This is a genomic window from Aeromonas popoffii, from assembly GCF_000820025.1.
Lineage (GTDB): Bacteria > Pseudomonadota > Gammaproteobacteria > Enterobacterales > Aeromonadaceae > Aeromonas > Aeromonas popoffii.
Genome location: NZ_CDBI01000055.1, coordinates 99,382 through 125,298 on the forward strand (window position 1 = coordinate 99,382; position 25,917 = coordinate 125,298).

At 59.4% G+C, this 25,917-nt stretch carries 23 protein-coding genes and 1 tRNA gene; 14 read left to right on the top strand and 10 right to left on the bottom strand.

From position 1 onward, the window contains the following. Positions 1–8 precede the first annotated feature (8 nt). Positions 9–1,046: a phosphoribosylformylglycinamidine cyclo-ligase gene (gene purM, locus BN1129_RS10965; RefSeq protein WP_042036471.1), complete on the bottom strand. Its 1,038-nt coding sequence runs from the start codon at positions 1,044–1,046 to the stop codon at positions 9–11. A 175-nt stretch (positions 1,047–1,221) separates the two neighbouring features. Between purM and upp the strand changes: the two genes are divergently transcribed. The 3 genes from upp (at position 1,222) to hda (ending at position 3,820) form a co-directional block, all read left to right on the top strand. Then, positions 1,222–1,848, top strand: coding sequence for a uracil phosphoribosyltransferase (gene upp, locus BN1129_RS10970; RefSeq protein ID WP_042036473.1), 627 nt, complete (start codon positions 1,222–1,224; stop codon positions 1,846–1,848). 147 nt (positions 1,849–1,995) lie between these two features. After that, positions 1,996–3,015 (top strand): DUF2066 domain-containing protein, encoded by a 1,020-nt coding sequence (locus tag BN1129_RS10975; protein WP_042036476.1) that lies wholly within the window; start codon positions 1,996–1,998, stop codon positions 3,013–3,015. 103 nt (positions 3,016–3,118) lie between these two features. Continuing rightward, entirely contained in the window at positions 3,119–3,820 is a 702-nt protein-coding gene (gene hda / locus BN1129_RS10980) for a DnaA inactivator Hda (RefSeq protein ID WP_016351307.1), read from the top strand. A gap of 100 nt (positions 3,821–3,920) precedes the next feature. Here the strand turns inward: hda and aceA are convergent, their stop codons facing one another. The 4 genes from aceA to BN1129_RS10995 form a co-directional block, all read right to left on the bottom strand. Beyond that, the gene (gene aceA / locus BN1129_RS10985) at positions 3,921–5,234 is read right to left on the bottom strand and encodes an isocitrate lyase (protein ID WP_042036481.1); all 1,314 of its coding nucleotides are present in this window, start codon (positions 5,232–5,234) and stop codon (positions 3,921–3,923) included. 73 nt (positions 5,235–5,307) lie between these two features. After that, positions 5,308–6,915 carry a malate synthase A gene (aceB, locus tag BN1129_RS10990; RefSeq protein WP_042036483.1) on the bottom strand — a complete coding sequence of 536 codons (1,608 nt, stop codon included), beginning with the start codon at positions 6,913–6,915 and terminating at the stop codon, positions 5,308–5,310. A 714-nt stretch (positions 6,916–7,629) separates the two neighbouring features. Further along, complete coding sequence (locus BN1129_RS24390) at positions 7,630–7,764, bottom strand: hypothetical protein (protein WP_280136037.1); 135 nt, start codon at positions 7,762–7,764, stop codon at positions 7,630–7,632. A 259-nt stretch (positions 7,765–8,023) separates the two neighbouring features. After that, positions 8,024–8,100: transfer RNA gene (locus BN1129_RS10995), tRNA-Pro, on the bottom strand. A 346-nt stretch (positions 8,101–8,446) separates the two neighbouring features. On the opposite strand from BN1129_RS10995, the gene BN1129_RS11000 reads away from it, so the two are divergent. From BN1129_RS11000 to BN1129_RS11045, 11 genes are all read left to right on the top strand, one after another. After that, entirely contained in the window at positions 8,447–8,623 is a 177-nt protein-coding gene (locus BN1129_RS11000; protein ID WP_157013345.1) for a hypothetical protein, read from the top strand. Then, a complete protein-coding gene (locus tag BN1129_RS23330) occupies positions 8,620–8,796 on the top strand; it encodes a hypothetical protein (protein ID WP_157013346.1) in 177 nt (58 codons plus the stop codon). Before BN1129_RS11000 ends, BN1129_RS23330 begins: the two co-directional genes overlap by 4 nt. Then, positions 8,793–9,332, top strand: coding sequence for a tRNA adenosine(34) deaminase TadA (gene tadA, locus BN1129_RS11005; RefSeq protein ID WP_084204632.1), 540 nt, complete (start codon positions 8,793–8,795; stop codon positions 9,330–9,332). Before BN1129_RS23330 ends, tadA begins: the two co-directional genes overlap by 4 nt. Before the next feature lie 204 nt (positions 9,333–9,536). Continuing rightward, positions 9,537–11,774 (top strand): ABC transporter permease subunit, encoded by a 2,238-nt coding sequence (locus tag BN1129_RS11010; RefSeq protein WP_042036488.1) that lies wholly within the window; start codon positions 9,537–9,539, stop codon positions 11,772–11,774. 32 nt (positions 11,775–11,806) lie between these two features. Then, positions 11,807–13,456, top strand: coding sequence for a phosphate ABC transporter permease PstA (pstA, locus tag BN1129_RS11015; RefSeq protein WP_042036489.1), 1,650 nt, complete (start codon positions 11,807–11,809; stop codon positions 13,454–13,456). Between the two features lie 225 nt (positions 13,457–13,681). After that, positions 13,682–14,500 carry a phosphate ABC transporter ATP-binding protein PstB gene (gene pstB, locus BN1129_RS11020; protein WP_042036492.1) on the top strand — a complete coding sequence of 273 codons (819 nt, stop codon included), beginning with the start codon at positions 13,682–13,684 and terminating at the stop codon, positions 14,498–14,500. A 113-nt stretch (positions 14,501–14,613) separates the two neighbouring features. Continuing rightward, entirely contained in the window at positions 14,614–15,324 is a 711-nt protein-coding gene (gene phoU / locus BN1129_RS11025; RefSeq protein WP_042036494.1) for a phosphate signaling complex protein PhoU, read from the top strand. 408 nt (positions 15,325–15,732) lie between these two features. Continuing rightward, positions 15,733–17,052, top strand: coding sequence for a polyamine export protein PaeA (paeA, locus tag BN1129_RS11030; RefSeq protein WP_042036496.1), 1,320 nt, complete (start codon positions 15,733–15,735; stop codon positions 17,050–17,052). Positions 17,053–17,070: 18 nt separating this feature from the next. Then, entirely contained in the window at positions 17,071–17,610 is a 540-nt protein-coding gene (locus BN1129_RS11035) for a hypothetical protein (protein WP_042036498.1), read from the top strand. Positions 17,611–17,903: 293 nt separating this feature from the next. After that, positions 17,904–18,806, top strand: coding sequence for a homocysteine S-methyltransferase family protein (locus BN1129_RS11040; protein ID WP_042036629.1), 903 nt, complete (start codon positions 17,904–17,906; stop codon positions 18,804–18,806). A 9-nt stretch (positions 18,807–18,815) separates the two neighbouring features. Then, positions 18,816–20,231 (top strand): basic amino acid/polyamine antiporter, encoded by a 1,416-nt coding sequence (locus BN1129_RS11045; protein ID WP_042036499.1) that lies wholly within the window; start codon positions 18,816–18,818, stop codon positions 20,229–20,231. A gap of 75 nt (positions 20,232–20,306) precedes the next feature. Here BN1129_RS11045 and BN1129_RS11050 read toward each other — a convergent pair whose 3' ends face one another. The 5 genes from BN1129_RS11050 to uhpC form a co-directional block, all read right to left on the bottom strand. Continuing rightward, positions 20,307–21,146 (bottom strand): sterol desaturase family protein, encoded by an 840-nt coding sequence (locus tag BN1129_RS11050; protein WP_042036630.1) that lies wholly within the window; start codon positions 21,144–21,146, stop codon positions 20,307–20,309. Positions 21,147–21,425: 279 nt separating this feature from the next. Continuing rightward, positions 21,426–22,169: an amino acid ABC transporter ATP-binding protein gene (locus BN1129_RS11055; protein ID WP_042036500.1), complete on the bottom strand. Its 744-nt coding sequence runs from the start codon at positions 22,167–22,169 to the stop codon at positions 21,426–21,428. After that, positions 22,153–23,112, bottom strand: coding sequence for an amino acid ABC transporter permease (locus BN1129_RS11060; RefSeq protein ID WP_042036501.1), 960 nt, complete (start codon positions 23,110–23,112; stop codon positions 22,153–22,155). The genes BN1129_RS11055 and BN1129_RS11060 overlap by 17 nt, the downstream gene beginning before the upstream one ends. A 94-nt stretch (positions 23,113–23,206) precedes the next feature. After that, positions 23,207–23,995 (bottom strand): transporter substrate-binding domain-containing protein, encoded by a 789-nt coding sequence (locus tag BN1129_RS11065; RefSeq protein ID WP_042036502.1) that lies wholly within the window; start codon positions 23,993–23,995, stop codon positions 23,207–23,209. A gap of 567 nt (positions 23,996–24,562) precedes the next feature. Then, complete coding sequence (gene uhpC, locus BN1129_RS11070; protein ID WP_042036503.1) at positions 24,563–25,897, bottom strand: MFS transporter; 1,335 nt, start codon at positions 25,895–25,897, stop codon at positions 24,563–24,565. Positions 25,898–25,917: the final 20 nt, after the last annotated feature.

Consider the following 25,917-nt stretch of genomic DNA (forward strand, 5'->3'; position numbering starts at 1 on the left):
TGGGGAGGTCATTTTATGACGACTTGTTCTTCACCATCGGCCGCCTTGGCGATATGGCCGATGTGCCATGCATTCTCGCCTTCCGCCTTGAGCAGGGTCAGCGCCTTTTCGAGCTGATCCGCAGGCAGGGCGATGATCATGCCGACGCCGCAATTGAAGGTTCGGTACATCTCGTGACGGGTGACGTTGCCAGCTTGCTGCAACCAGCCGAACACCGCCGGCCACTGCCAGCTCTGCTCGTCGATCACCGCCTGGGTATTGGCGGGCAGCACGCGGGGGATGTTCTCCCAGAAGCCGCCGCCCGTGATATGGGACAGGGCATGGATCTCGCACTCCTTGATCAGCTTGAGCACGGGCTTCACATAGATGCGGGTTGGCTCCAGCAGGGCGTTGGCCAGGGTGGTGTCACCGAGTGGCTGATGAACGTCTGCCTTGGACACTTCCAGGATCTTGCGCACCAGCGAGAAACCGTTGGAGTGGGGGCCGCTGGCAGCTAGGGCGATCAGGGCATCGCCGTCACCGACCTTGCTGCCGTCGATGATCTCGCTCTTCTCCACCACGCCGACGCAGAAACCGGCGATGTCGTAGTCTTCCCCTTCATACATGCCCGGCATCTCGGCGGTTTCACCGCCCACCAGGGCGCAGCCGGATTGCTCGCAGCCAGCACCTATGCCGGTGACCACGGCGGCCGCGGTGTCCACGTCCAGCTTGCCGGTGGCATAGTAGTCGAGGAAGAACAGCGGCTCGGCGCCTTGCACTATCAGGTCATTGACGCACATGGCCACCAGGTCGATACCGACGGTGTCGTGCTTTTTCAGATCGATGGCGAGACGCAGTTTGGTGCCCACACCATCGGTGCCGGAGACCAGTACCGGCTCCTTGTAGCCCGCAGGGATTTGACACAGGGCCCCAAAGCCGCCAAGACCACCAAGGACTTCAGGACGACGAGTGCGCTTTGACACGCCCTTGATACGTTCAACCAGTGCATTGCCAGCATCGATATCTACGCCAGCATCCTTGTAGCTCAGTGAGGTTTTGTCAGTCACGCGTATTCCCCGTCATATAAAGAAGTGGAGGGTAAAATTCGGGGCGTATTCTAACAGTGGCCGGGTAAAAGCAGAAAGGAAATCGTTTGCGCGTTTTTGCGTGGAAAAGCTCTACAAGAGTCGGCTTTTGTTGTATGATTCCGCGATTTTTTTGCGGCAGTTAGAGGAGATAATAATGAGAGTCGTTGAAGTCAAACACCCCCTGGTCAAACACAAGATCGGTCTGATGCGTGAAGGCGATATCAGCACCAAGCGTTTCCGTGAACTGGCCAAAGAAGTGGGCAGTTTGTTGACCTACGAAGCGACCTCTGACTTCGAAACCGAGAAGGTTACCATCGATGGCTGGAACGGACCAGTGGAAGTTGACCAGATCAAGGGCAAGAAGGTCACCGTCGTGCCTATCCTGCGTGCCGGTCTTGGCATGATGGATGGCGTGCTGGAGCACATGCCGAGCGCACGCGTCAGCGTGGTCGGTATCTACCGCGATGAAGAGACCCTGCAACCGGTTCCCTATTTCGAGAAGATCGTCAGCAACATCGAAGAGCGTCTGGCACTGGTAATCGATCCCATGTTGGCCACCGGCGGCTCCATGATCGCCACCATCGACCTGCTGAAGAAGAAAGGCTGCCAGTCCATCAAGGTGCTGGTGTTGGTTGCCGCGCCGGAAGGGATCAAGGCGCTGGAAGCTGTGCACCCCGATGTCGAGCTCTACTGCGCCTCCGTCGATCAGGGCCTGAACGAGAAAGGCTATATTGTCCCGGGTCTGGGCGATGCCGGCGACAAGATCTTCGGCACCAAGTAATGCCTGATAACGTGACCACCTTCTCTGTGTGAGGGGTGAGAATGGAGCCGGCGCCTTGCCGGCTCTGCTGTTTATCCCCCTCCAGCTTGCTGCAATGCGCACCTTGCCGCTACCATAAGCACCATCTCCCATTTCGAGACTTTTCTCATGTTAAAACGTGTTGTGACCGCCCTCTGCTGCGGCTTGTCATTCATGGTCTCGGCCGCTCAGGTGACCGATCTCTATCAGGGCAAGGCGCCCACCAGCGGCGACATGGTGGCGGCCCAGTCCCAGGCGCTGGGGGAGGTACTCGTCAAGGTGACCGGCAAGCGGGATATCCTCACCCAGCCGGCCGTGGTCAAGGCGCTGGCCGCTCCAGGCGACTATGTGCAGCACTACGGTTATCAGGACGTGGGACCGGTCAAGTTTCTCAAGGCCGACTTTGACGTCGCTAAGGTCAACGCCCTGATCTCCCAGAGCAAGTTTGCCCTGCTTGGACCAGCGCGGCCTCAAGTGGCCATCTGGCTGGTGATCAATGAGGGAGAACGCCGCCTCCTGCCGGATCAGTCCAGCGATGGCTGGGCCGCCGCGCTGCGTGCCCAGAGCCAGGCCATGGGCTTGCCTGTCAGCATTCCCTTGATGGATCTCGATGACAACATGGCGGTCAATGCCACCGATGTCTGGGGCCGCTTCGCCGACCCCATCCTCAAGGCGAGCCAGCGTTATGGCGCCGAGATGGTGGTGCTGGGCAAGCTGACCCCGGCAGGGGAAACGTGGAACATAGACTGGGGCCTCTATGGACCCAAAGCCGGTGGCGAGCAGGCCGAGCTGACCCGCGGTAGTGGCAGCGGCACCCAGGCCGAGGTGGCACAGGGGTTTGCCGATGGGCTGGCGGCCTGGCTGGTGCAAAACTATGGTGCGCGCATCTCGGGTGTCGCCTCCAGCCAAACCCTGGTGGTGGAAGGCTTGTCCGGCATAGACGGCATGATCACGGTGCAGAAGATGCTGCAGGGCATGGCCAGCGTCACCAAGGTGGAGATCGGCCAGCTGGAGGGGGACAAGGTCACCTTCAACCTCGCGTTGCAGGGGGATAAGGCTGAGCTCATCCGTGGCCTGCAACTGGAGAGCAGGTTGCGCCAAATTGACGATAATGACAGCGGTTTGCGCTACCAATGGTCGCAGCCCTGATCATTTCTGCTTTGTCTCAACCGCCTGGCCAAGTCCGGGCGGTTCTCTATCTGCCTTTGCGATGATACACTCAGCCACAAATGTCACAGTCAAAGCCCAACGAGTGAAGCAACCGGCCCAACTGTCTTTAGCCGTACAATTACCGGATGATGAAACCTTCGTCAGTTTTTATCCCGGCAACAATGCGCACCTGATCACCGCCCTCAAGAATGCGGCCATCGGTCAGGGATCACCTTTCCTCTATTTTTGGGGTGCCAAGGGGTCGGGACGCTCCCACCTGCTGCACGCCACTTGCGCCGAGGTCAACGCCCGCGATGCGGCGGCGGCCTATCTCTCCCTCGATCAGTTCGAACAGCTCGATCCCAGCATGCTCGATGCCCTCGAAAGCCTGCCACTGGTCTGTCTCGACAGTCTCGAAGCCATCGCCGGCAATGCGCTGTGGGAGCGGGCCTTGTTCGATTTCTACAATCGCTGGCAGGAGAAAGGGGAGGGGACGCTGGTGGTCACGGGTTGCAGTGCACCGCGCAAGCTGGGGCTGCAACTGCCGGATCTCGCCTCCCGCCTCGACTGGGGGGTGAGCTTCCACCTCGACGAGCTAGATGATGAAGGCAAGCTCAGTGCCCTGCAGCTGCGTGCCGAGCTGCGGGGCTTCAAATTGCCCATTGACGTGGGCCGCTTCCTGCTCAACCGACTCTCCCGCGACATGCGCACCCTGCTTACCACCCTCAATCAGCTCGATAACGCCTCATTTCGCGCCAAGCGCAAGCTCACCATCCCCTTTGTAAAAGAGATCCTGGAGCTCTGAGCCATTGGGTGTGCCTGAGCCGCAGCGGCGCTGATACAACAGATAAAAAGAAACCCCGGCACCTGGCCGGGGTTTTGCTATCTCAAGGAAGCTTTGCTTATCAGTGGAACTGATCTTCTTCGGTGGAGCCGGTCAGCGCGGTCACCGAGGATTGGCCGCCCTGGATAACGGTGGTCACCTTGTCAAAGTAACCCGTGCCCACTTCCTGCTGGTGCGCCACGAAGGTGTAACCACGGCTGGCGGCGGCAAATTCCGGCTCCTGTACCATTTCGACGTAGTGCTTCATCCCCTCGCCACGGGCGTACTGGTAGGCCAGTTCGTACATGTGGAACCACATGTTATGAATGCCGGCGAGCGTGATGAACTGGTACTTGTAACCCATGTCGGACAGTTCCTGCTGGAAGCGGGCGATGGTGGCATCGTCCAGGTTCTTCTTCCAGTTGAAGCTGGGGGAGCAGTTGTAGGCCAGTATGGTGTCCGGGTACTGCGCCTTGATGGCTTCGGCAAACTTGCGTGCCTCGTCCAGATCCGGCTTGGCGGTTTCACACCACACCATGTCGGCGTAGGGGGCATAGGCCAGGCCACGGGAGATGGCCTGTTCGATACCCGCCTGCACCTTGTAGAAGCCTTCTGCGGTGCGCTCACCGGTCAGGAAGCCGGCATCGTAAGGGTCTGCATCCGTGGTCAGCAAGTCCGCCGCGTTGGCGTCGGTACGGGCGATCACCAGCGTCGTGGTGCCGCAGACGTCGGCTGCGAGGCGTGCTGCAACCAGCTTCTGTACCGCTTCCTGGGTGGGGACCAGCACCTTGCCACCCATGTGGCCGCACTTCTTCACCGAGGCCAGCTGATCTTCGAAGTGCACACCGGCGGCGCCCGCTTCAATCATTCCCTTCATCAGCTCGAAGGCGTTCAGCACGCCACCGAAACCGGCTTCCGCATCCGCCACGATCGGCAGGAAGTAGTCGATGAAACCGGCATCCTGCGGACCCACCTTGTTGGCCCACTGGATCTGATCGGCACGGGCAAACGAGTTGTTGATGCGTTCCACCACGGACGGGACAGAGTTAGCCGGGTAGAGGGACTGATCCGGATACATGGTGGAGGACAAGTTGTTGTCCGCCGCCACTTGCCAGCCGGAGAGGTAGATGGCTTCTATGCCCGCCTTGGCCTGCTGTACCGCCTGGCCGCCGGTCAGGGCACCGAGGCAGTTGACGTAGCCTTTCTTGGCGCTGCCGTGGATCAGTTCCCACAATTTGTCGGCGCCGCGCTGAGCCAGGGTGTGCGCAGGCTGCAAGCTGCCGCGCAGGTTCACCACGTCTTCGGCGCTGTAGCCGCGTTTGATCCCTTTCCAGCGGGGGTTTTGTGCCCAGTCTTTCTCGATAGCCTGGATCTGTTGCTCACGGGTCAGTGCCATATCAGTTCCCTCTTTCATTGATTTCACGTGTCCATTGACTTGTTATTGGCGAGCCCCGCTGGGGGCCCGTGATTCAGAGTCGCTCGTAACCGGGCAGCGTCAGAAAATCGATCAGGGTATCCGCGCAGGTGATCTGCTCCATCAGCTCGCTCGCTTCGGCAAAACGCCCCGCCTGCCAGCGGGCATCGCCCAGTTCGCGTTTGACCACCTGCTGCTCCTCGACCAGCATCTGGCGAAACAGATCCTTGGTCACCACTTGACAATTCGACAGGCTCTTGCCGTGGCGGATCCACTGCCAGATGGAGGTGCGGGAGATCTCCGCGGTGGCCGCATCTTCCATCAGGCCATAGATGGGCACGCAGCCGTTACCGTTGATCCAGGCCTCCAGGTATTGCAGGGCGACCCGGATGTTGGTGCGCATGCCCGCCTCGGTACGCTCACCCTCGCAGGGGGCCAGCAGGTCGGCAGCTGTGATGGGGGCATCCTGCTCGCGCAGCACGCCGATCTGGTTCTTGGCGCCAGCCGCAATGGTGGCATTGAACACCGCCATGGCCGTGTCGGCGAGGCCGGGGTGGGCGACCCAGGTACCATCGTGGCCGTTGTTGGCTTCGCGCTCCTTGTCGGCTTTGACCTTGGCAAACACCTGCTCGTTGACGGCCGCATCTTTGGCCGGGATGAAGGCGGCCATGCCGCCCATGGCAAGCGCGCCGCGCTTGTGACAGGTCTTGATCAGCAGGCGTGAGTAGGCGCAGAGGAAGGGTTTGTCCATGGTCACCACCTGCCTGTCTGGCAGTACTCGATCCGGGTGGTTCTTGAGCGTCTTGATATAGCTGAAGATGTAGTCCCAGCGGCCACAGTTGAGCGCGACTATGTGATCCTGCATCTGATAGAGCAGCTCATCCATCTCGAATACGGCGGGCAGGGTTTCAATCAGTACGGTGGCCTTGATGGTACCGCGTGGCAGACCGAACTTGTCTTCGGTCCAGGCGAACACTTCGCTCCACCAGCGCCCTTCCAGATGGCTTTGCAGCTTGGGTACATAGAAGTAGGGGCCCGACCCTTTGGCCAGCAGCGCCTGATAGTTGTGCAGGAAGTAGAGGGCAAAGTCGAACAGGCCGCCCGGGATGGGGGTGCCATCAAAGGTGACATGTTTTTCCGGCAGGTGTAGGCCACGAACCCGGCAGATAAGCACGGCCGGGTTGGGGGTCAGGGTATAGGCCTTTCCTTCCGGGCTGGTGTAAGAAACGATGCCGTTGACCGCATCGCGCAGGTTGATTTGCCCCTCGATCACCTTGTTCCAGGCGGGGGCCAGCGAATCCTCGAAGTCCGCCATGAACACTTTAACGTTGGCATTGAGGGCATTGATCACCATCTTGCGCTCGACCGGGCCCGTGATCTCCACCCGTCTGTCTTGCAGGTCGGCGGGAATACCGCGAACGGTCCAGTCACCGGCACGGATGTGGGCGGTTTCGGGCAGGAAGTCCGGCAGCTCGCCGCCATCGATGCGTGCCTGGCGTGCCACACGTTGTTTCAGCAATTCCCCCCTTTGGGGAGCAAAACGTTCTACCAGTTCGGCGACCAGAGCCACCGCGTCCGGCGTCAGAATTTGCGCGTATTCGGGCAGCATCTCGCCCTGGATGCGAAGGCGGGCGCTGCAGTGGGTCTGAGCCGGTGCCGACATAAGGTTCACTCCTTTGAAAATTACATTTTGAACTTACTAACTACGACAAAAGTCGATCCCTGTTCTTTCAAACGTCCCGTAACGACGGGTGACACAATTTATAAGGTGCGAAATATTGCTCTGTTCGTCAATCTGTTTTTTAAAACACCCGTTTTTGGGTTGTGGTTAAGGGTATGTTTTTAATGGTTTTATATGATTAGCGCAAAAACTCTATGCAGATGGTTATGCGCTTGTTTTCCGACCCCTGATGGTGGTGTGATCCAGTGGGGATAATGATGCTCGATATGTAACTTATTACGTAATAAAATTACAAATGCAAAAATAAATCCCGACCTAACTCCAAGCTTTCAAAAAACGGTTGTATGAAATGGGATCTGCGATTCCAGTGAATATCCAGATCCTGCCAGCATTGGCTAGTGAACGTTTGTTTAAAACTTGAGTCGCGAATGGGAGGCGAATGGGATTTACCCCATCAGCGAGGGCAAAGTGACGAGCAATAACGTAGGTTTGTATCAGCTTGGCCTGGCAACACGCGGGGGGAGAGGAGGGTGATGAATAGTGAATGCAACTGGTAATGTTCAGATATATAGCATTTTATTGTTATTTGTATCAGCCGCTCTTTCTGGCCCCTCGGGAGGATGCAAGGGTGGCGAAATTCACGGCTCAGTGGCCACACAATCCCATTGCGTGCCGGGGATCCCTTTAAGGGCGTGATCAGTAATCGTCGTCCGGTGCCGCCAGATCGACCACGTCGAGGCGTACGATAGTGCCGTATTCGTTATCGCCGAGTTCGACGTTCGGTGGTGGTAGAGGGGTCTGGTCGGGTTGTGTGTCAACGGTTTGCGTCATGGGTGCTTGCCTTGTTGGATTGCAAGCCGGTTGGTGACTCCATCACCCGGGTTTCCACCTCCCTGTATCCACTGCCGGCGGAAAAGTGGCGTATCCTAGCGATACTTTGCGTGGGTTTCAAGTGGTTCTGAATAAAAAGCGTGCCACTGATAAGTGATGGCTCTTTGGGCAGGGCGTTTTGCAGGACAATAAAGATAGGGCGCTGGCAACGAGGCAAAAAAATAGCCCAGTCGTGTGACTGGGCTATTTTCGGGGAAAATGGTCGGTGTGAGAGGATTCGAACCTCCGACCCTCTACACCCCATGCAGATGCGCTACCTGGCTGCGCTACACACCGACGAGGTCAGTTCGAGCTGACGAAAGGGAGTCTAATGATATGGATTGGTTGGTGCAACTCCTTTTTTATCAGGGAGATGCCGACTGCTTCTTTATTGTGCAACCAAGATGTAGCTTGGGGCCGCAGGTGAGATTTGGCATAATCGCCGCCCCGTGTTGTGGTGCGCGCAGCCACTGCCAGGCGAGCAGCCTCGCCGGGTGATCACGCACCTTGTCATCACCCGCCGGGCAGGGACCTGTCCCGGATAACCACATCCGCACAAAGACCAGAGACAGATGAGCGTCATCAGTCAGGCCGGGAGGCAGGGCAAACCGTCATGAACATGCTGTCGAGAGAGGACAAGGGCGTGGAACTATCAGAAGTCGCACCGTGCTTGGGGTATAGCGAACAAGACGAGCGCTGGATGCATTATGCCATGGGGCTGGCCGCCGGGGCTGAGGGGGAGACAGGTGAGATCCCGGTCGGCACGGCGTCAATGTTCAAGGCACACAGGCAATATAACGACAAAGGGGTAAGGGCGTGACGCCATCAGAGAACGCTGACTCCTTTGAGCAAGCGCAACAAGACGAGCGCTGGATGCATTACGCCATGGCGCTGGCCGCCGGGGCTGAGGGGGAAACAGGTGAGATCCCGGTCGGCACGGCGTCAATGTTCAAGGCGCACAGGCAATATAACGACAAAGAGGTAAGGGCGTGACGCCATCAGAGAAGGCTGACTCCTTTGAGCAAGCGCAACAAGACGAGCGCTGGATGCATTACGCCATGGCGCTGGCCGCCAGGGCTGAAGGGATAGGCGAGATCCCGGTTGGTGCCGTGCTGGTGCTGGGGGACGAGGTGGTCGGTGAGGGGTGGAATCGTTCCATCAGCACTCATGACGCCTGCGCCCATGCGGAAATCATGGCAATCCGCGCGGCAGGTGTTCGGCTGGCGAACTACCGTCTGCTCGACACCACCCTCTATGTGACGCTGGAGCCCTGCTGCATGTGCGCCGGCGCCCTGATCCACAGTCGGGTCAAGCGAGTGGTGTTCGGGGCGCGAGATCTCAAGACCGGAGCCGCGGGGTCTGTGTTCGAAATATTGCAGGACCCGCGCCATAACCACAGGGTGACGCTGACCGGCGGTGTGCTGGCGGAAGCCTGCTCGGCCCAGCTATCAGCCTTCTTCAAGCGTCGCCGCGCCGAGAAAAAGGCGGCCAGACAGGCGCTGCAACAAAGCGGCGGCCCTGCCGTCTGAGGCCAACGGGGGTGAGCCGCCTTGCCCCGCGCTTGATGCCTTCATATATCCCCATATAAAACAGATGGTTGGCACTGTTTCTTGCCGACAACATCCTGCCTGAATGCCCCTCAAAATAGCCTATTCGCAGAGGGCCTTGATGTAACAAAACTGTCATGCAACCGCCATATAATGCCGCCAAGCTAGCGCACATTGAGGTCTTGCATGTCATCGGAATCGATAAACTTGGGTATGGCGGGCAGTAGAAAGCGCCGTATCAAGGATAAGTTGGCCAAGTACGGGGTCACCGCAGGTGGTGCCCTGGTGCTGGTGGCCCTGTTGCTCATTTTCTTCTACCTGCTCTATGTGGTGAAACCCATCTTCAATGGTGCCACGATGGAGCCGACCGCGTCGTTCACGCTACCCGTTGCGGGCAAGACGGCCTGGCTTGGGGTGGAGGAGCAGAACGAGATTGGCTATCGCTTCAGCGACAAGGGGCTGGTCAACTTCTTCGCCGTCCAGGGGGATGGCAAGGTCAAGGTGGGGCAGGCCCTGGGTCAGGCCCAGGTTGCCGGCGACATCACCACGGTCGCGTCACCCGCGCCGGGTCAGAAGCTCATCGCTTACGGTTTTGCCGATGGCACGGCGCTGGTGATGCAGCCCTACTTCAAGGTCTCCTATCCCAACGATGTGCGGGTCATAGAACCCAGCCTGCAGTATCCCTTCGGTGAAACACCTGTGGTGATTGATCCGCAAGGAAAAGCGTTGCAGCTGATGGTGTTCGCGGCGACCAAGGAGAAGATGGCCACCGCCGCGGTGACCGAGGATGGTCGCGGCGTGATGACGGTGATGACCGGCGAGGAGAATTTCCTCTCCGGCGAGGTGGAGTGGAGCGCCCAGAACTACAGCATTCCCTCCCTGCCGCGTCATGTGGATCAGCTGTTGCTGACCCCCAATCTGCGTATCCTGTTCGTGCGTGAGGGCAACCGCCTCTCTGTCTACGACATCCACAACCTCAATGACATCTCCCTGCGCAACGTCATGGAGATCAATGCTCCCAATGCCAACGTGACCCGGGTTGAGCTGCTCTCCGGTGCCTCCTCCCTGCTGGTAGGCAACGACAACGGCGTCATCTCCCAGTGGTTTGAAGTGGCCAAGGATGGCAAGCGCCAGTTCACCCAAATTCGTGACTTCAAGGGCGATGGCCCTGTGGATCTGCTCACCCCGGAGCACTTTCGCAAGGGCTTCATCAGTGCAGGCAGGGATGGCACAGTCAGCTTCTTCCACGCCACCGGCGAGACCAAGCTGCTGAGCGAGAAGGTCGAGGGTGGCCCCTTGTCGGCCCTGGCCATCTCGCCACGCCACAACGTGCTGCTGATGCAGCAGGAGGGTGGCTTCAAGTTGTTCACGGTGGAGAATGAGCATCCCGAGGTGACCTGGTCTGCTCTGTGGCAAGAGGTGTGGTACGAAGGCTATCCCGAGCCCCAGTATGTGTGGCAATCCACCTCCGCCAGCAACGACTTCGAAGCCAAGCTGAGCCTGGTGCCGCTGGTGTTTGGCACCCTGAAAGCTGCCTTCTACGCCATGATGTTTGCGGTGCCGCTCGGGGTCGCTGGCGCCATCTACACCGCCTACTTCATGTCGGCCGGGCTGCGCAAATACGTCAAGCCGACGGTCGAGATCATGGCGGCGCTGCCGACCGTTATCCTGGGCTTCCTGGCGGGTCTGTGGCTGGCGCCCATCATCGAAGGGACGCTGCCCGGGGTAGTGCTGCTGTTCATCCTGCTGCCGATGGGGATGCTGCTGACCGCGCTGGTGTGGAACTATCTGCCGGAGCGCTGCAAATCCTGGTTGCCGGAGGGGTGGCACGCCATCCTGCTGATCCCCGTGCTGCTGCTGATCGGCTGGGGCGCCTTTGCGGTGAGTCCGCTCATCGAGAACGCCTTCATGCACGGCGATTCGCGCATCTGGCTGACTCACGAGATGGGCATCAAGTTTGATCAGCGCAACTCCCTGGTAGTCGGTATCGCCATGGGCTTTGCTGTCATCCCTACTATCTTCTCTATCGCAGAGGACGCCGTGTTCTCCGTGCCCAAGCATCTCACTCAGGGCTCGCTGGCGCTGGGGGCGACTCCCTGGCAGACCCTGAGCCGGGTGGTGATCCTCACCGCCAGTCCGGGCATCTTCTCGGCGGTGATGATGGGTCTTGGCCGCGCCGTGGGCGAGACCATGATAGTGCTGATGGCCACCGGCAATACCCCCATCATGGACTTCTCCATGTTCCAGGGGCTGCGCACCCTTGCCGCTAACATCGCGGTGGAGATGCCGGAATCGGAAGTAGGCAGCTCCCACTATCGGGTGCTGTTCCTCGCGGCCTTCGTCCTGTTTGTGTTCACCTTTATGTTCAACACCCTGGCCGAGTTTGTCCGTCAGCGGTTGCGTGAAAAATACAGCTCGATGTAAGGGGCAACTCTGTAATGGACAAGGAATCGACAATGGGTAAGTGGTTTAAATCAGGGGCCCCCTGGATCTGGATGACCGGCGGTGCCGTCAGCCTGAGTCTGGTGGCGGTACTGGGTCTGTTGCTGCTCATCGGCTGGCGTGGTCTGGTCTACTTCTGGCCTCACCCTATCTATGAGTGGCAACTTGAGGATGCCAACGGCAACAAAAGCGTGTTGATCGGTGAGATCAATGATCGCGAGCTGGTGCCGGTGGAGCGGCTGCGTGCCGCAGGTATCCCGCTGGAAGGGGAGGAGCGTGAGCAGATCACTCGTTATCTGGTCAAGACTGGCAACCGCGAGTTTGTCGACCTCGATTTCCGCTGGGTGCTGGAGACCGACATCAAGTCCCGGACCCGGCCTGCCGAGCTGGCGATGGTGGAGCGTACCACCAACGGCAACTTCTACGGCTACATCGTGGGGGTGAAGGAGGATGGCAACGAGCTGACCACGGATCTGCACCCTGCTCTGAAGCGAGTGCTGGCTCGCGCCAATGCGCTCTCCGCACAGGCGAACGATCTGCAAAAAGGGGATATTGGCAGGATCAACTATCAGCTGGAGCGGCTGCGCCTGAAAGAGCGCAGGGCCGAGCTGGATGACAAGCTGACCGATCAGCTCAAAGCCGAACTGGCCAGTGAGCGCCAGGCGCTCAACGACCGTTATCAGCTGCTGGAAAAAGAGCTCTTCTCCCTGCGCAGTCAGGCCGACCGCGACGCCATTACTGTCAAGGATATGCGTGGTGAGCTGGTGACCATGCCCATGTCCAAGGTACTGGATGTGGTGTGGCCCAACGACATGAGCCTGCTGGCCAAGGTGGGTCACTGGTTCCACCAGATCGGCAAGTTCGTCTCCGACGATCCCCGCGAGGCCAACACCGAGGGCGGCGTATTCCCGGCCATCTTCGGCACCGTGTTCATGGTGTTCCTGATGGCGATCATAGTCACGCCGCTCGGTGTGGTGGCGGCTGTCTACCTGCACGAGTACGCGGGCAAGAACAGTCTGACCAAGATCATCCGCATCGCCGTGATCAACCTGGCGGGTGTACCCTCCATCGTCTACGGCGTGTTCGGTCTGGGCCTCTTCGTCTATACCCTGGGCGGCTCGCTGGATCGGCTGTTCTACCCGGAAGCGCTGCCGAGCCCGACCTTTGGCTCACCCGGTGTTATCTGGGCGGCGCTGACTTTGGCTATCCTGACTCTGCCGGTGGTGATTGTCTCCACCGAAGAGGGGCTGTCGCGGATCCCGGGCACCATACGTCAGGGCTCGCTGGCACTGGGAGCCACCCAGGCCGAGACCCTGTGGCGCATCGTGCTGCCGATGGCGAGTCCGGCCATCATGACCGGCCTTATTCTGGCGATTGCCCGTGCTGCCGGTGAAGTGGCGCCGCTGATGCTGGTGGGGGTGGTGAAACTGGCGCCGACCCTGCCGATGGATGGCAACTTCCCGTTCCTGCACGTGGAGCGCAAGTTCATGCACCTGGGCTTCCACATCTATGATGTCGGGTTTCAGAGTCCCAACGTCGAGGCGGCGCGCCCGTTGGTCTATGCCACCGCCTTCCTGCTGGTGACGGTGATCGTTGGCCTCAACCTGACCGCCATCGGTATTCGTAACCACTTGCGTGAAAAATTCCGCTCTTTGGAACATTGATGTGGCTGCCCGGACGGATGTTGAGACAATGGATGAACAGCATGAACCTGACCGACATCACAGCCATTCGTAACCACTGCGTGAGAAATCCCGGTGGCTGGAACATGAATCCAGCCACCCCAGACTGATGTGAGGCAAGGGACGGGGTTCCCCCCTTGCCAGTCAAGTGTTCCGGCCGCTGGCGCATCAAGATGCCCGCCGCCACCGACTGATTTGAGGTAACAGATGATCAACGTAACGACCACGTCCACCCAGCACACAGCGCTGGATCTGCTCAACCTGAGCCCGGAGCAGACCGCGCTGGAGGTGAAGGATCTTAACCTGTACTACGGCAACAAACAGGCGCTGTTCAACGTCAACATGAAGATCCCGAAAGGGCAGGTGACTGCGTTTATCGGTCCGTCCGGTTGTGGTAAATCGACCCTGCTGCGCTGTATCAACCGGATGAACGATCTGGTGGAGATCTGCCGCATCGAGGGGGAGATCCAGCTGCACGGCCACAACATCTACGACAAGGGAGTGGATGTTTCTGCCCTGCGTCGTCAGGTGGGCATGGTGTTCCAGCGTCCGAACCCTTTCCCCAAGTCCATCTACGAGAACGTGATCTACGGCCTGCGCCTGCAGGGCATCAACGACAGACGCACCCTTGATGAGGCGGCCGAGCGCTCCCTGCGTGGTGCGGCGCTGTGGGACGAGGTGAAGGATCGTCTGCACGACAATGCCTTCGGTCTTTCCGGTGGTCAGCAGCAGCGTCTGGTGATCGCCCGGGCCATCGCCATCGAACCGGAAGTGCTGCTGCTGGATGAACCCACCTCTGCGCTGGATCCGATTTCGACCCTCACCATCGAGGAGCTGATCAACGAGCTCAAGAGCCAGTTCACCGTGGTTATCGTCACCCATAACATGCAGCAGGCGGCGCGGGTGTCGGATCAGACTGCCTTCATGTACATGGGCGAGCTCATCGAGTACTCGAACACCAACACCATCTTCACCACTCCGGCCAAGAAAAAGACCGAAGATTACATCACAGGTCGTTACGGCTAAGGCATGGTTGGTGCAACAAGGATCTTATTGATATGAACAAGATGAGCATCAATAAACAGATTACCGGTCAGTTCAACGGCTAAGGCATAATCGGAGCATCAAGGATTATTTGTATGGACAATATGAACCTCAATAAACACATCTCCGGTCAGTTCAATGCCGAGCTAGAGAGCGTGCGCAATCAGGTGCTGGTGATGGGCGGTCTGGTGGAGCAGCAACTGACCGACGCCATCGCGGCCATCCACGATCAGGATCTGGATGCGGCGCGCAAGATAGTGGCCAACGACCACAAGGTCAACGCTATGGAAGTGGCGATCGACGAGGAGTGCACCCGCATCATCGCCAAGCGTCAGCCCACCGCGTCCGACCTGCGCCTGGTGATGGCCATCATCAAGACCATCACGGATCTGGAGCGCATCGGCGACGTGGCGGACAAGATTGCCCGCATGCTGACCGACAACGCCAATAAGCCACAGCCGCCTTTGGTATCGCTCGAGAACATGGGCCGGCGCACCATCAAGATGCTGCATGACGTGCTCGACGCCTTTGCCCGCATGGATCTGGAGGCGGCCATCGCCGTTTACAAAGAAGATGACAAGGTGGATCGGGAGTACGAGTCCATCATTCGCGAGCTGATGACCTACATGATGGAAGATCCGCGCACCATACCCCAGGTACTGAACGTGCTGTGGGCGGCACGGGCCATCGAGCGGGTCGGCGATCGCTGTCAGCACATCTGCGAATACATCGTCTATTACGTCAAGGGCAAGGACGTGCGCCATACCAAGGCGGACGAGCTCAATGAGCTGCTTGGCAAGCACTGACCGTAAAATGAATAAAAAGGCGCTTTGGGCTAATGCAAGTCAGTTAAGAGAATTTGAGTCCCAACCCGCAGGGGATAAGGGCTAAAGAGTGAGGGAGGCATGATGCCTCCCTCTTTTTATTGCATGCCAGTCAGGGCAAGGGTTGGAGCCAAATTGACTCTTTAACCATGGAACAGTTTTTGATATTCAATATCTCGAATATTTAGTCATAAAAATGCTTAACTGACTGGCATTAGCGCTTTGGGCGCCTTTTTTGTTGCACTGAGCGCCAGAGTAAGATATCGCCACCCAACAGGCGCTTTTCTGCTAGAATGTGCCCCCTGTGTGAGTCTCGGATGGGCTCACGGTCTGGTCTCCCAGGCCCAGTTTTCCGTCTTGTGCTAAGACGGGTGTAGCAATAGGTTAATCATGAGTTTTGCCGATAGTATATTTCTTCTGATGTTGCTGGTTGCCAGCAGCGTGTTCTTCTCTCTTTCCGAGATATCCCTTGCCGCCTCCCGCAAGATCAAGTTGCAGGTGATGGCCGATGAGGGAAACCGCCATGCCGCCAAGGTGCTGGCGCTGCAGGCCCAGCCGGGTAATTTCTTTACCGTGGTGCAAATTGGCCTCAATACTGTCGCCATCCTGGGCGGTATCCTGGGTGAGTCTGCCCTCAATCCTGCCATCAAGGTGCTCATCTCCGGCTTCTACCAGGGCCCCTGGCTCAGCCAGATAAGTTCCACCGCTTCTTTCGTGTTCGTCACCGGCATGTTCATCCTGCTCGCCGACTTGATGCCCAAACGTCTGGCCATGACCATGCCGGAGCGGGTCGCCGTGGTGGTGGTACGCCCCATGCTGCTTTGCGTGACGCTGCTGATGCCGCTGGTGTGGTTCTTCAATGGCATGGCGAATGGGTTGTTCCGTCTGCTGCGGGTCTCCATGATTCGCAACGACGAGATCACCTCTGACGACATCTATGCGGTGATGGATGCGGGCGCTGAGGCCGGTGTCATCCAGCGTGAAGAGCATCAGCTCATCGAGAACGTATTCGAGTTGCAGTCCCTTGGTGTGACCTCCGCCATGACGGCCCGCGAGAGCCTGATTTACTTCACCCTGCAAGAGGGTGAGGAGAGCATCAAGGCCAAGATCGCAGAACATCCGCACAACAAGTTTCTGGTGTGCGATCACAACCTCGACAGCATCAAGGGCTTCGTCGATGCGAAAGAACTGCTGATCCGTGTCATCAGCGGCCAGAGCATCGATCTCAACAGCGGCTCATTGGTGCAGAACGTCATCATCATTCCCGACACCCTCAACCTCTACGAGGCGATGGAGTACTTCAAGAACCACAGGGGCGATTTCGCCGTGGTGATGAACGAGTACGCCCTGGTGGTAGGAATCGTCACCATGAATGACCTCATGAGTACCGTCATGGGCGAGTGGGCTACCCACGTGGTGGAAGAGCAGATCGTACAGCGGGACGAAAACTCCTGGCTGGTGGACGGGGTGACCCCCATCTCCGACGTGATGCGTGCCTTCGACATAGAGGCGTTTCCGGATAGCCAGAACTACGAGACTATCGCCGGTTTCATCATGTTCATGCTGCGCAAGATCCCCAAACGTACCGACTCGGTGAAATACGCGGGCTACAAGTTCGAAGTCGTCGACATCGACAGTTACAAGATTGACCAACTGCTGGTCACCCGGGTGGAACCCGTGTTGACCGAGAAACCTGCTCAGGAATCGTAAAGGAGCTATCAAGGAGTCATGAAGATGCAGTCTCATTCCCGTGCGCTAGCCTGTGTGGCGCTCGCCCTTGCACTGGGCGCTTGCAGCCAGAGCGCGCCCCGCAAGGCCACTGCCGTTGCCAAGCCTGCAGCCCCCAAGGCGGTGGTGGTGCCGCAGCCAGATCCCGATGCCGTGGTGCAAAGTGCCGTGGCAGAGCCGAGCCCGGTATTCGATGAAGAGTATCACGGCCCGGATCAGGGATCGCTGGAGTCGGTGACCGCCCTGTTTGCCCGCGGTTACATCGAATCGGCCATGCGCGAGACCATGCTGGCGGCGGTACACAACGACTATCCGCTGCTCGGCATGCGGGATGTGCGGCTGACCGATCCTGTCTCCAAGTTCCTCACTTCCGCCCATGCTGCCACCACGGCCCACGATTATCTCTATGCCGGGGTGCAGCGTCGACTGGGTCGTCCTCTGAGCCCGGCTCAGTGGGAGCAGATCTGGAAGGGACTGCCCCAGCAGGGCCTGGTTTCCGACTGGACCAAGCAGATAAAACGCGTGCTGGCAGGGCGTTAAGCCACCTGTTCATCACTGTTGCAGTGAGGCCACCCCTGGGTGGCCTCACGTTTTTCTGCCTGCTACTTCCTGCGCTGTTTTCCCGTCTCTGTTGTCTGCGGATTTCCGGTGATACCGATTGCCGTCGGCTCGGCTTTGTTTTATCTTTATTTGGCCATCTAAACATCTATATGTTTTTATGGCTGATTTAGCCGTTCATCCTGAAGGGCCAAGGCGAGGAACCGCCACGCCAGTCAGGAGAACAGCAGCAGATGCAACATGCAGACAAACACAACAACAAAGAGACAGGACAGATGGAAACACAGGCATTGTGGGTACTGGACGGTGGCATGGGGCGTGAGCTGGCACGGCGGGGGGCGCCATTTCGCCAGCCCGAGTGGTCGGCACTGGCGTTGATGGAGGCGCCGCAGACGGTGCGCGAGGTGCATCAGGCCTATGTGGCCAGCGGTGCCCGGGTCATCACCACCAACAGTTATGCGCTGGTGCCGTTTCATATCGGTGCCGAGCGATGTGCCGCCGAGGGGGAAGCCCTGGCGGCGCTGGCTGGTCAGTTGGCCCGCGAGGTTGCCAATGAGCAAGGCGGCGTCGTGCAGGTAGCGGGATCCTTGCCGCCGCTGTTTGGCTCTTACCGCGCCGATCTGTTCGAGGTGGACAGGGTGGGCGAGCTGGCGACGCCGCTTATCCGGGCGCTCTCGCCCCATGTGGATATCTGGCTGGCCGAGACCATGAGCCTGATTGCCGAACCACTGGCCCTCAAGGCGCTGCTGCCTGCAGATGGCAAACCATTTTGGGTCTCCTTCACGCTGGAGGACGAAGCGCCGGGGAGCGAGCCGACCCTGCGCTCCGGCGAGCGGGTGGCCGATGCCGTCACCGCGCTGGCCGCAGTCGGGGTGGATGCCATCTTGTTCAACTGTTGTCAGCCCGAGGTGATTGAGGCAGCGCTGACGGTGGCAGGCGCCAGCTTGCAGGCGCTGGGCCGAGGGGATATTCGCCTCGGCGCCTACGCTAATGCCTTTCCACCCCAGCCAAAAGAGGCGACCGCCAACGACGGGCTGGACGAGATCCGCGCTGATCTGGGGCCGCTGGATTACCTTGGCTGGGCCGAGCGCTGGCGCGGGGTGGGGGCCTCTCTCATCGGCGGTTGCTGCGGCATTGGCCCCGAGCATATTCAGGCACTGGCCAGCCGGCTGCGCTAGGGAGAGCATATGAAAGAGAGTAAAATAGGCCTCTGGTCCCTCACCGCGCTGGTGTTCAGCTCCATGGTGGGGGCGGGCATCTTCAGCTTGCCCCAGAACATGGCCGAGGTGGCCGGTGCCCGCGCCGTGCTGATCGGCTGGGGCGTGACCGGGGTGGGCATAGTGGCGCTGGCCGCGAGCTTTCTCTACCTGTCGCGGCTCAGACCCGATCTTGATGGCGGCATCTACAGCTATGCCCGGGCCGGTTTTGGCGATCTGGTGGGTTTCTTCTCCGCCTGGGGTTACTGGCTCTGCGCCACCATAGGCGTGGTGGGTTATCTGGTGATCGCTTTCGCAGCCCTTGGTAGCTTCGTCGATACCCCAGGCAGTGTCTGGTTCGGCGAGGGCAACACCCTGGCCGCCTTTATTGGCGAGTCCTGCATCCTCTGGGCCGTGCATCTGCTGGTGGCCCGTGGCGTGCAGCAGGCGGCCCTGTTCAATCTGGTGGCGACCCTGGCCAAGAGCCTGCCGTTGCTGCTGTTCATCCTGTTTGCCTGTTACTACTTCGACCCTGTGACCTTCGCAGCGGATCAGGGGGGCAGCACCCTGGCGGTACCTGTCTCCGAGCAGGTGCGCAACACCATGCTCATCACCCTCTGGGTCTTTACCGGCATCGAAGGGGCGGCTGTTTTGTCGGCCCGCGCCAGAAACCGGCGGGATGTGGGCACGGCCACCGTGCTGGGGGTCGTGTTGGCACTGCTGCTCTATGTGCTCATCTCGGTACTGGCGCTGGGGATATTGAGCAGACCCGAGCTCGCGGCCCTGCCCAACCCCTCCATGGCAGGGCTGATGGCCCAGATGACGGGATCCTGGGGCAAGCTGCTGATCAGTGTCGGCCTTATTGTCTCTGTGCTCGCCTCCTATGTGAGCTGGACCCTGTTCTCGGCCGAGGTGCCGTTCAGTGCGGCGCGCCACGGCGCCTTTCCGGCCATCTTCCGGCGCCAGAACCGCAACGGCACCCCCATCGCCTCGCTCTGGCTCACCAGTCTGACGGTGCAGGGCTGCCTGCTGTTGGTGTGGTTGCTCGGCAAGGGATATACCAGCCTGCTGCTCATCTCCACCTCCATGATCCTGGTGCCTTATCTGCTGATCGGCCTGTTTCTGCTCAAGCTCTCTTTCAGTGGAAAGAGTGAGAGCGGGCAGGGCCGGGGGCTGATGCGGGCGGTGGCGCTGGTGTCGAGCGGTTACGGCCTCTGGCTGCTCTATGCCGCCGGGGTGGAATACCTGCTGCTCTCCTTGCTGCTCTACGGGCCGGGCCTGCTGCTGTTTCTCTATAGCCGCCGTCAGCTGGCTGGCGCCGAACGACTCAGTGGTCGCGAGCGACTGCTGGCCGGGATAACCCTGGTGAGCCTCCTGCCTGCACTCTGGTCATTTGCCCATGTCTGACCTGGGTCTGTGACTGGCAATGAACGAGAGCGCCCTGGTGGCGCTCTCATTTTTGCTCTGCCTCAAGGTTCTGATTCAGACGCTGCCGGGGCCAGCCGGCTTGCCAAACAGCACGCTCAGTTTCTGCTGCCAGGGGAGGCCACGGGCCTCGCGCAGCATGTCGCGCCACTCGTGGAAGGTGAGGGTGAGGGGGTTGAAACTGTGGATGGGCTTGGTGATGCCAAAGCGACACGGCTCGGCGGGGTCCTCTTCCACTAAGGTACCAAACAGCCGATCCCAGATGATGAGCACTCCGGCGAAGTTGCGGTCTATGTATTTGGCGTTGCTGGCGTGGTGCACCCTGTGGTGGGAGGGCGTATTGAAGACCCACTCAAGCCAGCCGAGCTTGCCCACCACCTGGGTGTGGACGAAGAACTGAAAACCCAGGCTGAGCAGCACGGTCGCCACCACGGCCTGGGGCGGGAAGCCGATGAGGATCATGGGGATCCAGAACAGCCACATGCCTGAGATGGGATACATCAGGCTCTGGCGAAAGGCAGTGGAGAGGTTGAGTCGCTCCGAGCTGTGATGCACCACGTGGGAGGCCCACAGCCAGCGCACGTGGTGGCTGGCAAAGTGGAACAGCCAGTAACAGAGATCCTGCAGCAAGAAGAGCAGCAACAGACTCCAGATATTGAGCTCTATGTCGAACAGGCGCCAGCCCCAGAGGGCGTCATACAGGTAAGCGATGGCGATGGCCGTCAGTGCATCGCCCCCCTGATGCATCAGCGCCAGGGTGGCGTTGGCGAACAGGTCTCGCCACTGGTAGGTGGCGGTGGGAAAGGCCGCCCCGTGCTTGCGTAGATAGCACATCTCCCAGCCGATAAAGGCCAGAAAGACCGGGGAGAGGTAGAGCAGCAGCAGTTGCACATCCATGGTGGGCATCCGGTTTGACCAGTTGTGTTCCAGCATACCGAATGGATTTAATATTTCATTAGCATATTGCACTGCCATCGGCTGGCTGACTCATGGCAAGCATGATGGTAAGTATCTGTTTTAAAGTGATAAAAAGATGGGTGAGGGACCTGGCAGGGGCGAGGTCCCTGGCACAGTGTTGCTGCGGGATCCTGCGCCATTATGATGGCAGGCCAAGTCCGGGATGGAAAAACAGAGGGAGCCCTGGACTCCCTCTCCTGCTTTTTTCGGCTGTCAGCGTCAGAGCACCTGACTCAGGAACTGGCGCAGGCGCGGGGAGGGGGGATTGTCAAAGAAGTCGGTCGGCTTCTCATCCACCAGCAGCTCACCGTTTTCCATGAAGAGCACCCTATCCGCCACCTCGCGGGCGAAACCCATCTCGTGGGTCACCACCACCATGGTCATGCCTTCGCGGGCCAGCCCCTTCATCACGTCCAGCACCTCGCCCACCATCTCGGGATCGAGGGCACTGGTGGGCTCATCAAACAGCATGATGCGTGGCTGCATGGCGAGCGCCCGGGCGATGGCCACCCGTTGTTGCTGGCCGCCTGAGAGCTGGGACGGATAGCTCTCAGCCTTGTTTGACAACCCCACCTTCAGCAGCAGGGCCTTGGCCCTGTCTCGCGCGTCGTTGCGCGACAGCCCGCGCACCTTTTGCGGCGCGAGACTGATGTTGTCCAGCACATTGAGGTGTGGGAAGAGGTTGAAGGACTGGAACACCATGCCCACCTCTTCCCGTAGCTTGTTGACATCACCCGGCTCGGTCAGAGAGATGCCATCGACCACTATGTTGCCGTCGTTGATGGTCTCCAGCTGGTTGAGGGTGCGCAGGAAGGTGGATTTACCCGAACCGCTCGGCCCCACTATGACCACCACTTCCCCTTCGGCCACCCGGGTGCTGACGTTTTTCAGGGCGTGTACCTCGGTGCCGTAGAACTTCTCTACCCCGGTTGCCTTGATAATGGGATCAGTTGCTGCGCGCATATTTCACCTCCAGACGACGTACCAGGAAAGAGAGGGTGCCGGTGAGCACCAGATAGAGCAGGGCCACTGTGAACCACACTTCGAACGGGCTGAAGGTGGAGCTGACCACCTCGCGCCCCGCCTTGGTGAGATCCGTGATGGAGATGACAGACACCAGCGAAGAGTCCTTGATGAGGTTGATGAACTGGCCTGCCAGCGGCGGCAGCACCCGCTTGAATGCCTGGGGCAGGATGACGTAACGCATGGTCTGGGCCGAGGTGAGCCCCAGGCTGCGACCTGCCTCCATCTGCCCCTTGTGGATGGAGCTGATACCGGCGCGCACGATTTCGGCCACATAGGCGCCGGTAAAGACCGCCAGCGCGGCGACCCCGGCGGTGAACCTGTCCAGGTTCAGCACGGTGCCGATAAAGAAGTAGACGATGAAGATCTGCACCAGCAGCGGCGTGCCGCGAATGAGCTCCACATAGGTGACCGCCAGATTGCGCAGGGCGGGGTTGGGGGAGAGGCGCGCCAGGCCGGCCAGGGTGCCGAGCAGGATGGCGAACAGGCCCGCCACCAGGGAGAGCTTGACGGTGACCCAGACGCCCCAGGCGATGGGGCCTGCGGTCCAGGTGAGTTCGGTATCCAGGGTATCGCCCCGGAAGATGGTATCCCCTTCTGCGACCTTGATCCCTGTGCTGGCAATGGCCTGGCGCTGATGGGGGTCGAGATCGTTTTGCAGGAACAGTTTGCCCTGTTCGGCGCTGGTGGTGCCGGCGATCACTGTGCCGTCAAATTCGGCCAGGTTGTTCTGCTCTGCCTGATAGGCGATGTATTGGGGAATGCGCTCCCAGCGCCAGGTGTAATCCACGGACTGAACCGCTTTATAGATGCCGAATACGGCAGCCAGCAGCATCAGCAGAAAGACGCCGTGCCAGAGCAGCTGATTGGGCTGTTTTTCCATCTGTCTTGTTGGGTTGTGCACTGTCGCAACCTCGTTGTAGTTATTTATTGTGTGGGGATCTGCGTGAAGGGGCGGCAGGCCGCCCCTTGCGAGGTTACTTGAGCTGATTCAGCCAGGCGTTGGATTCGAACCACTTCTTGTAGAGGCGGTCATAGCTGCCATCACCCTTGATCTGGCGCAGGTAGTTGTTGAACCAGTTGAGGGTGTCCTGGTCGCCCTTGCGGATGGCCCAAGCCAGGGGTTCGAAGGTGAACGGCTTGTCGAGGTGCACCACGGCGCCGGTGTTCTGGGAGGCGAAGATGGCGTTGTAGGGCAGGTCGTAGACGAAGGCATCGACCTTGCCATTGATGACTTCCAGCTTGGCGTCGTCCTGGGTTTCAAACTGCAGCAGGGTGGCTTTGGGGATCAGACGCTTGACCGCCTGCTCGCCGGTGGTGCCGAGCTTGACCGCGATCTTGTACTTGGGATCGTTGAGATCGCTGAAGGACTTGATCTCGTCCGCCTTATCCTTGCGCAGGACTATGGTCTGGCCCACGACTATGTAGGGGTCGGCGAAGTTGACTCTCAGGTTACGCTGGGGGGTGACTGTCATGCCGCCCATGATGACATCGAACTTGTCGGTCAGCAGCGCCGGAATGATGCCATCCCAAGCGGTGTTGACGAACTCGACCTTCACGCCCATCTCCTTGGCGACCATCTTGGCAAGATCCACATCGAAGCCGATGTACTGGCCCTGCTTGTTGGTCATTTCGAAGGGTTGATAGCCGGCGTCGAAGCCGACCCGCAGCACACCGCGATCCAGCACGGCGTCAAGGGTGGAACCGGGTGCGGCACTGGCCAGTCCGCAAAACAGCAAGGTAGATAGAATGAGCTTTTTGATCATAAGTGACGTCTCTGTCGATGTTGTGTTCAGCCTTGAACCTGCTCCCGTGCGACTCCGTGGCACAAGAGACTGCTGCATCCGGCAACAGGTAAGACAGGATTATTGTCTTGGTTGAGGCAAAAGCCCCATATGGGATTCCATATCTTGCGTGCTGAGTGAAAAATGTACCAATTTCCGATTGTGCCAGATGACTCAATAGGTTAGTGGCGCTTTTTCCCCGTGACTGCACTCATAAAATCACACGAAAACAACATATCTATCTAATGGAGCGGGTTCAAGTCCAAAATGCCGGCGGGACACTTTGTTACACCGAACCCCCGTATTCAGTGGTGCCAAACGTTACTCGCCCTCCGGCGGGCCGCAGGAGGGGATTCTTATGGGGCATTCTCAGCGAGATTTTATGCAACAAGGGAAGGTTTGATGAGGATTTAATCGGGTTCCAAAGGGAGGTGCTCTGACTTAGACGATGGTGGTGGTCGAGCCTGTGCGCCCTGGCGGCCGATGGCGCCCTTTATCAGGCCAAGGGCAAGCACCGGATCTGCCGATTGGCCTGACGCCTCAAGGCGCTTACTCCGGTTTCAGGATCTGGGTGCGCGGCGCCTGGGCCTTGAGGAAGGGGAGCAGCAACAGGGCCGAGACCCCGGCCGCCACCGAGATCACGACGAAGAAACCGTTCCAGTGCCAGATCTCCATCACCTTGGCCAGCGGATAACCCGACAGCGCGGCACCCATATAGGCGAACAGGCCGACGAAGCCGGTGGCGGCCCCCGCCGAATTTTTATGGGAGCACTCGGCCGCTGCCATGCCGATCAGCATCTGGGGGCCGAACACGAAGAAGCCGATGGTGAAGAAGCAGGCTGCCTGCATCACATAGCTGAAGAAGGGCATCAGCCACAGCGACCCCACCGCCAGCAGGATCCCCACCGCGAAGATGAGGTTCATCGGCCCGCGGTTGCCGTTAAACAACTTATCCGATCCCCAGCCCGCCACCAGAGCGCCGATAAAGCCCCCCACCTCAAACATCGAAATGGCCGAGTTGGCGCTCATCAGGTTGAAGCCGCGCTGCTCCGTCATGTAGAGATTGCCCCAGTCATTGATGGCGGTGCGTACCACATAGACCAGCACGTAGCAGCACGCCAGCAGCCAGATATAGGGGTTGCCGAGCACGTATTTGCGCAGGATCTGGTGATGGGAGAGCCCCGCATCCTGAGTCTGCTGGGCCAGCTCCATGGCATCCTTGCGCCAGACCCCCACAGTGGGTAGCCCCATGGCACTCGGGGTGTCCCGCAGTCGCCAGCAGAGAAACAGCCCGGCCACAATGGCGATGACACCGGGCACTATCATGCCGTAGCGCCAGCCATGCTGCAGGGCTATGGTGCTGACGATAAGCGGAATGAGGGCTCCGCCCACGTTGTGGGCCGTGTTCCAGGCTGACCACCAGACTCCCCGCTCGCTGCGGGAATACCAGCTGGTGAGCAGCTTGGAGCAGGGGGGCCAGCCCCAGCCCTGAAAGAAGGCGTTGGCGACCCAGAGTGCCGCAAACAATCCCAGGGACGACGAGAGCCCGAACAGTATATTGATGACGCCGGTGGCCATCAGCCCGAGCCCCATGAAGTAGCGCGGGTTGGCGCGGTCGCTGATGATGCCGGAGAAGAACTTGGAGCAGCCGTAGGTGATGTAGAACAGGGTCCACAGCATGCCGATGTCGGATTTGTTCAGCATGCCGTCTGCCAGCATGTCCGGCATCGCGAAGTTAAAGCTCTTGCGGGTGAAGTAGAAGACCGCGTAGCCCAGGTACATGGTCAGCAGAATATGCAGTCGCCAGTGACGGTAGCTGGCATCGATCTCGGCCTGATCACGAATGAGCGGCAGTGGCGGCGCACTGCGCATAAAGTTCAGCATAAGACGGTCTGCTCCCGGGA